General features: G+C 60.8%; 9 protein-coding genes. 7 read left to right on the forward strand and 2 right to left on the reverse strand.

Going from position 1 to position 9,199, the window contains the following annotated elements:
* The first annotated feature begins 106 nt into the window (after positions 1-106).
* From FBY01_RS29325 to FBY01_RS29345, 5 genes are all read left to right on the forward strand, one after another.
* The gene (locus tag FBY01_RS29325) at positions 107-409 is read left to right on the forward strand and encodes a MazG-like family protein (protein ID WP_010463855.1); all 303 of its coding nucleotides are present in this window, start codon (positions 107-109) and stop codon (positions 407-409) included.
* Positions 409-1,158 (forward strand): methyltransferase domain-containing protein, encoded by a 750-nt coding sequence (locus FBY01_RS29330; protein WP_010463853.1) that lies wholly within the window; start codon positions 409-411, stop codon positions 1,156-1,158. Before FBY01_RS29325 ends, FBY01_RS29330 begins: the two co-directional genes overlap by 1 nt.
* A 12-nt stretch (positions 1,159-1,170) precedes the next feature.
* Complete coding sequence (locus FBY01_RS29335; protein WP_010463851.1) at positions 1,171-1,788, forward strand: DUF4136 domain-containing protein; 618 nt, start codon at positions 1,171-1,173, stop codon at positions 1,786-1,788.
* Positions 1,789-1,842: 54 nt separating this feature from the next.
* A complete protein-coding gene (locus tag FBY01_RS29340) occupies positions 1,843-2,400 on the forward strand; it encodes a DUF4136 domain-containing protein (RefSeq protein WP_010463848.1) in 558 nt (185 codons plus the stop codon).
* Between the two features lie 141 nt (positions 2,401-2,541).
* Positions 2,542-4,383, forward strand: a complete 1,842-nt coding sequence (locus FBY01_RS29345) for a pilus assembly protein TadG-related protein (RefSeq protein ID WP_145310627.1) — start codon at positions 2,542-2,544, stop codon at positions 4,381-4,383.
* On the opposite strand, the gene FBY01_RS29350 is transcribed toward FBY01_RS29345, so the two are convergent.
* Together FBY01_RS29350 and FBY01_RS29355 are read right to left on the reverse strand one after the other, a co-directional pair.
* A complete protein-coding gene (locus tag FBY01_RS29350; protein ID WP_145310625.1) occupies positions 4,353-7,112 on the reverse strand; it encodes an ATP-binding protein in 2,760 nt (919 codons plus the stop codon). The genes FBY01_RS29345 and FBY01_RS29350 overlap by 31 nt on opposite strands.
* Positions 7,109-7,549, reverse strand: a complete 441-nt coding sequence (locus tag FBY01_RS29355; RefSeq protein ID WP_010463843.1) for a TadE/TadG family type IV pilus assembly protein — start codon at positions 7,547-7,549, stop codon at positions 7,109-7,111. The genes FBY01_RS29350 and FBY01_RS29355 overlap by 4 nt, the downstream gene beginning before the upstream one ends.
* 75 nt (positions 7,550-7,624) lie before the next feature.
* On the opposite strand from FBY01_RS29355, the gene FBY01_RS29360 reads away from it, so the two are divergent.
* Positions 7,625-8,095, forward strand: coding sequence for a prepilin peptidase (locus FBY01_RS29360; protein WP_010463841.1), 471 nt, complete (start codon positions 7,625-7,627; stop codon positions 8,093-8,095).
* 124 nt (positions 8,096-8,219) lie between these two features.
* Positions 8,220-9,002 carry a response regulator transcription factor gene (locus FBY01_RS29365; RefSeq protein WP_077748984.1) on the forward strand — a complete coding sequence of 261 codons (783 nt, stop codon included), beginning with the start codon at positions 8,220-8,222 and terminating at the stop codon, positions 9,000-9,002.
* Positions 9,003-9,199 lie beyond the last annotated feature (197 nt).

The raw sequence follows: 9,199 nt of genomic DNA on the forward strand, positions 1-9,199 counted from the left end.
TTGTCAGTCAACATCCGGGCTGGATTAAGTCCGCGCTCTCACATTCAACTGCCCACTTGCCATCCCCGGTCATCCCCCCGAAGCTATACGCCTTCAGGAGAGCCCGATGAACCTTGTTGAACTGACCGAACGCCTGCACGCCATCCGTGACCGCAACGACTGGCGGCAATTTCACAGCCCGAAAAACCTGGCCATGGCCGCGAGCGTGGAAATGTCCGAGCTGGTGGAGATTTTCCAGTGGCTGACCGAAGACCAGTCGCGCCAGTTGCCGGCGGACAAACTGGCCCACGCCGGGCAGGAAGTGGGTGACATCGTCCTCTATCTATTGCTGCTGTGCAGCGAGTTGGGGCTGGACATGAATGAGGTAGTACGCAACAAACTCGCTGACAGCGAAAAGAGGTTCAGCTGATGAGCGATCGTCATTTCGATCAACTGGCGACCCGGTTTGCCGAAAAAATCTACGGCGGGGCGAAAGGTGCGATCCGCCTGGCGGTGCTTCAGGCCGACCTGGCCGAAACCCTGCCGGACCGGCCGCTGCGCGTGTTGGATATCGGCGCGGGCCTGGGCCACATGTCGTTGTGGCTGGCCCAGCGTGGCCATGACGTCACGCTTGCCGAACCCGCCGAACCGATGCTCGAAGGCGCCCGCCAGCGGTTCGCCGACGCCGGGCAGAGCGCCACGTTCATTCAGGCACCGTGGCAGGAATTGCTCGGCCAGCTCACCGAGCCCTATGACCTGGTGCTGTGCCATGCCGTGCTGGAATGGCTTGCCGAACCCCATGCCATCCTGCCGGTGCTGCATCAACTGACCAAACAGGACGGCTGGCTCTCCCTGGCCTTCTACAACCGCGACGCGCTGATCTACCGCAACCTGCTCAAAGGCCATTTCCGCAAGATGCGCAAGAACGACATGGCCGGCGAGAAGCAGAGCCTGACCCCGCAACAACCCCTCGATCCGCGTGAACTGGCGGCGCAACTTGAGGGCCTGTGGCAGGTCGAAAGCCAGAGTGGGGTGCGGGTTTTCCACGACTACATGCCAGTGGAATTCCAGGCCCGCGCCGAACTCGTGGACTTGCTCGAAATGGAGCTGGCCCACCGCCGTCACCCGAGCTTTGCCGGGCTTGGGCGCTATTTGCACTGGATCTGTCGGCCGGTCTGATCGGAGCGCAGCATGAAAAGTCGTTCAGGGTTACTGGTGATCTGTCTCGGGTTGGCGGCCTGCCAGGGCAGCAATCCCTATGTGGCGACCTCCAAGCCCTTGCCGCCGGCACCGCCTCAGGCGGCCAACACCTTCGACCGCAGCGCCTACCCGGCACCGCCGCGTGACTATGGGCGTTACCGCAGCTGGGCCTGGCTCAACGGGCAGCTGCCACCGGGCAGCGCCTGGGCAGACTCGGCCCAGGTCGCCGAAGCGGTCAGCAACGCCCTCGATCAGCGCGGCCTGCGTCCGCTGCACGACAACACCCGCCCGGCCGACCTGTTTGTCAGCGCCGATCTGCACCTGGAAACCCGGTTGCGCCAGGTTCGGGACGACTACGGTTATTACGGCGGTGGTTATGGCGGCTACAACCGCTACGGCACCGGTTATGGCATGTACAACACGGTGCCGATCGTGCGCACGTATCAGGAACAGGTCGTGGTGGTGCGAGTGGATCTGTTCGATGCGGGCACAGGCCAGCCAGTGTGGAGTGCCAGCGCGGAAACCGGCAGTCGGGGCAGTCAGAGTGAGCGTGGCGATGCGATACGTGAGGCTGTGGAAAAGGCCATGTCGGCGTATCCTCCCAGTTAACTTCTCACGTTGAGAGGGCGTTCACAGGTTCATGTCTTCAACCGGAGAACCATCATGATCCGTCGTTTCGCTTTACTGGCTGTGGCCGCGCTGCTCAGTGCCTGCGCCGCCAACCAGGTCAATAATGACTTCGATGCCAGCCGCGACTTCGCCGCCTATCGCACCTGGAGCTGGAAAGAACCTGCACTGCAATATCGCCCCGACGACCCACGGATCAAGAGCGACCTGACCGAACAGCGCATTCGTCAATCGGTGGCCGATCAACTGGATCAGCGTGGCCTGCGCCCGGCCGCCGCTGGCAGCAAGGGTAATTTGGACGTCCAGACTTACCTGATCGTCGAAGAACGCCAGCAACAGGTGACCACCAACTATGGCGGCGGTTGGGGTAATCCATGGAATGGCTACTGGGGGGCGCCGATGTACAACGAAACCCGCAGCGTCAGTTACAAAGTGGCGACCATCCAGATCGATTTGCTCGATGGCAAGGACGGCAAACTAGTGTGGCGTGGCAGCGATGAGCAACTGCTCAGCCGCACGACGAACCCCGCTGATCGCAGCAATGCGATACGCGAAACCGTCGCACGAATCCTCGCCAACTATCCACCGCACTGACCATCCACCCAGCCTGAAACACAAGCCCGCTCTCACAAACGGTTGTGGGGTGGCTTGTTGCCAGCAGCCTTGCCCAGCGTTGTCTACACTGTTTTTCCATGGAGGTAACCCCCCGGCGGTTCACCGGCAAAGGAGTGCATGATGTCTCCACGCTTGCAATTTTGCGGCCCGTCCCGGCAACGGGGGGCGATAGGCTTGATGGCGGCGCTGACATTCGCATTGGCGCTGGTGTTCCTGCTGGTGGTGATCGACAGCGGCCGGCTCTACCTGGAAAAGCGCAACCTGCAGCGCGTCGCTGACATGGCAGCGCTCGAAGCCGCCACCCGTGGCGGTGACTGCGGCGTCGGTACAACCGCGCTCATCTACGCCACTGCCAGCGCCCAACGCAATAATTTCACCGTGCCCGGTGCGGATCGCACACTGGCCGTTGCCTGTGGTGCGCTGACCGTCGGCGCCAACAACCTTCGGGTTTTCGGCGTTGACCCGAGCAAAAGCGAAGCCATCCGCGTGATCGCCAGCCATGGGGTGCCGCAAAGTCTCGTCGGTGGAATCGGCGCAATGTTCGGGGGCGCACCCGCCAACTCGACCATCACCCTCAGCGCCACTGCGGTGGCCGGGCTGCCGGGGCCGCCGGTCGCCCAACTGACCATTCGCAGCACCCTGGTCGACGTCAATTTGTTGAACGGCTTCCTTTCCGCGCTCGCGGGAGCGTCCATCAACCTGCCTGTCGCGAGTTGGAACGGGCTGTTGGGCGCCGACATCAACTTGCTTAAATACATGGACCAGTTGGCCATTGACCTGCAGGTCACGGCAGGCGATTACACGGGGCTGCTCGGTGCTGATGCCACCGTGGGCCAGTTACTTCAGGCCGCTGCCACGGTGGCGCGACTCAATGGGGCGACGGCGGACGTGCAGGCCGGTTTCGACAGCTTGGCCATCGCGGTCGTCAGCCCGCTCAAAGTGCATTTGGGGGACCTGTTGAAACTGCAGACAGACACCACGTCTGCCGGCCTGAACGCCAACGTGAACGCGCTTCAACTGGTGCAGGCCTTTATCGAACTCGGCAACAGCAAGAGCGCCGTGGCAGGCACCATTCCGGTGAATCTGCTGGGGCTTGGCGTCGGGGCCAGCGCAAAGATCAAAGTCATCGAACCCCCGCAGTGGTCGGCGGTGGGCAATCCCGCACTGGCAAAAATGGCGCCCTTGGGCGCCAATCGAATCTATGTGCGCACCGCTCAAGTCCGGGTGCTGGTGACATTGGATTTGTCATTGGTCACCGGTCTGCTTGGCGCGGTGACGGGGACTTTGTCCGTGGTCACCGGGCTGCTCGGGCTCGACTTGTACGTGTTGCCCAGCCCCAACCTGGACGTCAGCCTGCAAGCCGGTGGCGGCAACAGTTACGTCACCGATTACACCTGCCCCAGCGAAATCAATAAAAGCCTGACCGTGAACACCACGACCACCGTGGCTGAATTGCGCGTTGGAAGGGTCAATTCGGACTGGGATTCATCGTCCGTGCCCCTGACGGTCACGCCGGTCACCCTGCTCGATATCCGCAAAGCGGGCGTGCCCTTTTCCGGCGGTGGCGCTGAGCTGCAAATTTACAGTCCCGTGCTGCCGGCCAATGCCACCTCGACGTTCATCAACCCGCCGAAAGTGGGTTTGCCCCCGTCGGATCCGCCATACACCTTGACCGCTACCAACGCGGTTTCCGGATTATCGCAAACCGTCAATGACGTGAACCTGATCGTCCACGCGCCGTCATTCACGCCTAACTTCCTGTTGGCCGCGACCTTCGAATTATTGAAAACACTGCTCAATGGCGTGATGTTGTTGCTGAAGACGACACTTGAATCAATCCTCGGTCCGCTGCTGGATAACCTGCTCGACACGCTTGTGAAAACCCTGGGAATCGAGGTCGGGAAAATCCAGGTCGGTGCCAACCTCAGTTGTTACTCCGGGCGGCCGGCGCTGGTGATCTGATCCACCGGGACCACCGGCAACTCAATGCAAAACAGCGCACCCTGCTCCGAGTTACGCACACTCAGCCGCCCCTCCATGTTCTCGATGATGCCGTAACTCACCGACAACCCCAGCCCGGTGCCGATGCCCACCGGTTTAGTGGTGAAAAACGGCTCGAAAATCTTATCCATCAACCTCGGATCTATCCCGCCACCGTTGTCCTCGACCCATATCCGCACGCATCGCTCATCCCGTTCGGCGTATAGCGCAATCCACGGATTGAACTCACGGTCGGCTTCGCGTTTGCTCAGCAGCGCATCCCGGGCGTTGACCATCAGGTTGATCAGCACTTGCTCCAACTGGTCGATAAAGCCGCGGACCTGCACGGCAAAACCAATCTCGCCGATGCGCAATTCAACCCCTTTGCCACGCATGCCTTCGGCCAGCAGCGACAGCGTGCCTTCGATCGCGTCGGCCGGGTTGAACGGTTGCTGCTCGATGTCCGAGCGACGGCCAAACACGCGCATATGATCAACCACTCGTGCGGCGCGCTGGACCTGTGAATCGATGCGATTGAGCTTGTCTTTCAAGTAATCGATCTGCACGTCGCCATTGTTCAAGCGCTTGAGCACATTGACGATGGCCATGCGCATCACGTTCAGCGGCTGATTGATTTCGTGAGCGAGTCCCGTGGCCATTTCGCCGAGGGTGGCCATTTTCGCGCTCTGGGTGAGTTGCTGCTGCGAGCGGCGGACTTCGGTGTTGTCGCGGCCGACTGCCTGCACTTCCAGCAAGCGACCCTCGGCGTCGAACACGCCGCGGTCCGACCAGACCCACCAGGCGTGTTCCCGCCCCGGCAGTTGCAGATAGATTTCGGCGGTACTGACCGGGGCTTGCGGCGTCAGTTGGCTGAGTCGCAGCACGAATGCCTGGCGCTGATCGTCCGACATCCAGTGGCCCAGGTTCACGCCGGGCAATTGATCGGGCTGACATTCCAGATACGTCGCCAGCGGCCGGTTGCCGAAGGTCAGGGTCAGGTCCGGGCGATAGCGGCAGATCATCGCCGGGGAGTCCTCCACCAGGATTCGATAGCGATCTTCGCTCTGTTTCACCTGCTCGGTGGCGAGGGTCGCTTCGGTGACGTCCAGCCACAAGCCGACAGCTTCCACCGGCAGGCCGAGGTCGTCGCGCAACACCTTGGCTTCGTCAAGCAGCCAGTGGTACTCGCCGCGGCTGTCGCGCAACCGGTAACGGGCGCGCACCGTGCCTTCACGCAGCAGCCGTCGGGTGCGCTCGAAATAGTGCTCGCGGTCTTCTGGATGCACCCTTTCTATCAAGGTTCCTGCGGTGCAATCGGCGAGTGTCAGGCCTAGCAACGGCAGCAGGCTGGCGCTGAAAAACGTCGGTAAGAGCGCGCCTTCAACATAGCGCTGCACGTAAATCACGGCCGGCGAGCTGGCGATCAGGTTGTCCAGTCTGGCATGGGCGGTGGCGGCGTTCTGTTCCTGGTTTTTGATGTCGCTGATGTCGAGCATGAAGCCCACCAGCCGGCGGTTTTTACCCATGCCAATGGCCTGGCCTTGCAGCCGATACCAGACGGGCGCTTGCTCACAGTGCCAGCGCACGCAGAGCAGCAACGGGGTGCCGGCGTCCTCCAGGGCGTGCAGTCGGCTGCGCAGTTCTTCGCGGTCGGCAGGGTGCACGTGATCGAGCCATTCGCCGAGCGTCAGGCGGGGGCTCGCCAGGTTCAGCGAGCTGGCCAGCGAAGGGGCCAGTTGCATTTCGGCGCTGTCGCTGAACACTTCCCACCAACCGGTGCCGAGTAGCGCTTGCAGCGATGCCAGGCGCTCCAGCTGCAAATGATGCCGATGCTCGCGCAAGCGTTCCAGCAGGGGGCTGGCGAGGGCGGCGGTGAGCTGCAACCAGTCGCCATCGTTCAATTCGGGCGCCCGCTGCTGCGCGGTGTAAAAACCGCAGAGTAACCAGGTGGCCACGCCGTGAGCATCGTAATAGGGCACTGCAAGTCCTTCGGCATGCCCGAAGATTTCTTGCAAACGCGGGTGCTCGCCACGCGCCAGGTGTTGCGGGAAAGAACCGTTCAGGCTGTCGAGCCCGGAACCCAGGCGCTGTCCGTTCTGCCACAACATCGGTGCATCGAAGGCCGCGTAATACTGATGGATTTGCCAGCCCTGTTCCTGCTCATCAAGCAGCGCCACCGCAATACACGGAATGTGAAAGCGCTGTGCCAATACCTGAAGCTGCTCCTGCAACACATCGGGCAGACGGGTGAGGCTGCACAGGCGCAACTGTTCGCTGATCCTGGCCGCCAGAAGCTGGTTCTGTTCGCGGCGGCACGATTGCCGACGTTCAACCAACACATCGCTGATGTCCAGCAACTGCAACAGCCAGTTGTCCGCCAGCGGAAGGACCCAGCCGCGCAGGTGCAGTGGGGGCCCGCTTACGCTGTGAAAGTCCAGGTCGAGGATTTGGCCTTGCCAGTCGGCGGGGATACCTTCGATGACCAGGCTGCTGTGGGGCATCAGGTAATCGAGCAGCGGTGGTGCCTGTGTGGAGAGCCGTTGCGGGGCGAGCGTATGGCGCAATGGGCCGGTCAGGTGCAGCACCCGGCCTTCGCCATCCAGGTGCACCTGCAAGCCGACACTCGGCACGCTCAGGGTGTCCGGCGCAACCTGAGGTGGTGGCGATTGGCGGTTGAGCAGGCGCCCGAAGAGTTTTTCCCCGGAATTCAAAATTGCAGGCTCGAACTGGCCGAGAGGGTCGTCGGCAGGTTAGGCACCGCGCCGATGCCCGGCAGCACCAGAAACGGCAGCACCTGGTTGAGTTTGGTGGTGGGGTAATCGATGTTGACCTTGAGCATGCCGCCGACGAAGGTGATGGTCGAATCGGTGGCGACATTGAAGTTCAGTGCGGCGGGAATCCACGCCAGTTGCCGGGTCAGTTCGGCTGAGGCTGTGGCTTGGACGTTGGCGGCGTAACCGGGCGTGCCCGGGTCCACCGCCACGCTGCGCCGCACCGCTTCGGCGGTCGACTGGTTGAACGACTGCATCAGCAACAGCGGCAGGCTGTAACTGACAATGGCGTAAAACACAGCGAAAAAAATCACGAACACCAAAGCGAACTCAATCGCTACGGCGCCTTTTTGCTGGCGGGGGAGGCTCGAATTCATGACTGCGTCTACCCTGACTGTCACTGCGTAATATCAGCATAGAATCATTCAGCCAAAAGGGACTTTTTTTACGCAATGCAAACTTTTGTCCTACTGATCTGGCTGACGCTTTGCGCAGCGCAGGATGCCCGCGAAAAGCACATTGCCAACTCGTTGACCCTTGGCGCGGGGGTATTGGCGTTGGCGTTTCTGCTATGGACCGACACCACTTGGCTGGGGGCAGAAGGGGCGCAGGGCGGCTGGGCTGCTTTTCTGGCACTGGCCTTCACGTTGCCCGGTTACGCGCTGAGGCGATTGGGCGCCGGGGATGTGAAATTAATGACAGCCTTGGGTTTGGCGACGGACGGAATGCATCTGCTGGGCAGCTTTGTCGGGGCCGCGCTGGCCAGCGTGTGCTGGCTGCTGCTCGCGCCAAAAGTATGGCCTCATATGAGTCAACGGGTTAGGGCGCGTCTTCGATATTTAGGCCCTGGGCTGTCAAAAAAGCAGCCATTTGCGCCGTTCGTGCTGATGGGTTTTTCATTGGCCCTGCTTTGGATTCGCTAGTCATGTTGTTCCATCCCCCCTATGTACATAGTCGGAAAGTGCGTCTACTTTTCAGATTGATAGTCGTACGGCCAGTGGCTTTCGTACAGGAACGGTCAGCTGTAGACCGAGCATGGAGTGGCGCGTGAACAAATTCACCTCGGCAGTAAAAGTCCTCGTGGTTGATGATCAGGCGTTGATTGTTGAAGAACTTTGCGAGTTTCTGGAGGCGAGCGGCTATCGCTGCGTTCCCTGTGAATCGAGCAAGCAAGCCATTTCCCGTTACGGCGAAGACCTGCAAATCGGCCTGGTGCTGTGTGATTTGCATATGCCTGACATGGACGGGATTGAGCTGGTCAAGGAGTTGCAGCGGATGTCCGGCAAGCACCGGGCCTTCGAGGCGATCATGCTGACTGGGCGTGCGGACAAGCAGGATGTGATCAAGGCCTTGCGGGCAGGGATTGCCGATTACTACCAGAAGCCGATTGATCTCGATGAGTTGCTCGAAGGGGTTCAGCGACAAGAGGTGGCGTTGCAAGATCGGCAGAAGAATCTGCAGCTGGGGCATTTGAATCAGAAGCTGCAGTACCTGACTGAGTCGATCGATGATTTGTATCAGGATCTGGATAAGGTGCGGCGTGGTCCGCAGGGGGCGGATTCTTCCGGGGCTGATGTCAGTGATGTGGATCGGGTGGAGATCCCGGCGATTTTCAATCAGTTGTCGCCCCGGCAGCTGGATGTGGCGCGGTTGGTGGGGAAGGGGCAGACCAATTATCAGATTGCCTGTGAGTTGGGGATTACCGAGAACACGGTGAAGTTGTATGTGTCGCAGGTGTTGCGGTTGACGCATATGCATAATCGGACGCAATTGGCGTTGGCGTTGTCGCCCGCTAACTCCGGGATGCGCCAGCGGGTTACGGCTCACTGAGTGTGGTGGGTCGCTTTTGGCGGCCTTTGGGCCGACCATGTTCTTGGTGGTTGTGTGCATATCCATTTTTGCGGTAACGGCGGCTGGCGGTTTCGCCCTTACGGCCATCCCTTTCAAGGTCTTTTCGTTTTTGCAGCCTTGATTACCCGATCCGTTGAAACATGAGCATGCACCGCCGTGCCTTGGACCCATGTCTT

The sequence above is a fragment of the Pseudomonas sp. SJZ077 genome (genome assembly GCF_007993905.1).
Lineage (GTDB): Bacteria > Pseudomonadota > Gammaproteobacteria > Pseudomonadales > Pseudomonadaceae > Aquipseudomonas > Aquipseudomonas mandelii.